The sequence below is a fragment of the Arthrobacter crystallopoietes BAB-32 genome, from assembly GCF_000328305.2.
Lineage (GTDB): Bacteria > Actinomycetota > Actinomycetes > Actinomycetales > Micrococcaceae > Crystallibacter > Crystallibacter crystallopoietes_A.
In genome coordinates, this window is the sequence record NZ_ANPE02000001.1 from 1 (window position 1) to 723 (window position 723).

Below are 723 nucleotides of genomic sequence, written 5' to 3' on the forward strand. Positions count from 1 at the left end.
AGCCCGCAGCGCGGCACGACCCGGCGCGCCATGCTGGGCGCCGGTGCCGTCGCCGGACTCGGCCTGGTCGCCGCGTCAACGAAGAGTCATCCTTCCCGTGAAGCTGGACCGTTGGCTCTCCCCTTGAGGCGCTACAGGGGCAAGGGCGGGTCCCGTCGTGAAGCTGGACCCGCCCTTGCCGTGCTGGGAATCTGAGTGTGGTCTAGTCGTGCAGTGACCGTGCTTTTGACTCGGTGATGACAAGCGCGCTCAGGAACGTGCACAGTGCCGCGCCGATGACGTAGTAGGCAGGCACATCTTGATTGCCCGTGCTGGCGATGATGCTTGTGACGATCAGCGGGCCGGCTCCGCCGAAGATGGCGAGGCCAATGTTGTAGCCGAACGAGTATCCGGTTGTCCTCACCGAGACTGGGAATAGTTCCAGCAGCGACGTATGGATGACGCCGGCCTGACCGGAGAACAGGACCGCCAGGAGAATGATTCCGCCGATGGCCCATGCAATGCTGCCGTTCTGCATCAGCAGATAGGCCGGGTAGGTCAGCAGTGCCATGAGGAGCGCCGAGCTGAGGAGGACTTTCCGCCGGCCCAGTTTGTCGGCCGCCATGCCGGCGAATGGGATGGAAAGGCACAGCATGGCGAGCCCGATCGAGGTGATGATGAAGCTTGTTGATGCCGCAAAGTTGAGGGATTTTGACAGGTACGTTGGCAGGTAGTTGAAGATCA

2 protein-coding genes are annotated in these 723 nt (G+C 62.2%); one reads left to right on the forward strand and one right to left on the reverse strand.

Annotation, left to right across the window (positions count from 1 at the left end):
* A partial coding sequence (locus D477_RS23040) for a hypothetical protein (protein ID WP_237740653.1) occupies positions 1 to 195 on the forward strand: 195 nt, incomplete at its 5' end.
* A 7-nt stretch (positions 196 to 202) separates the two neighbouring features.
* Here the strand turns inward: D477_RS23040 and D477_RS00005 are convergent.
* Positions 203 to 723: MFS transporter (locus D477_RS00005; protein WP_005266054.1), on the reverse strand; the 521-nt coding region annotated here is incomplete at its 5' end.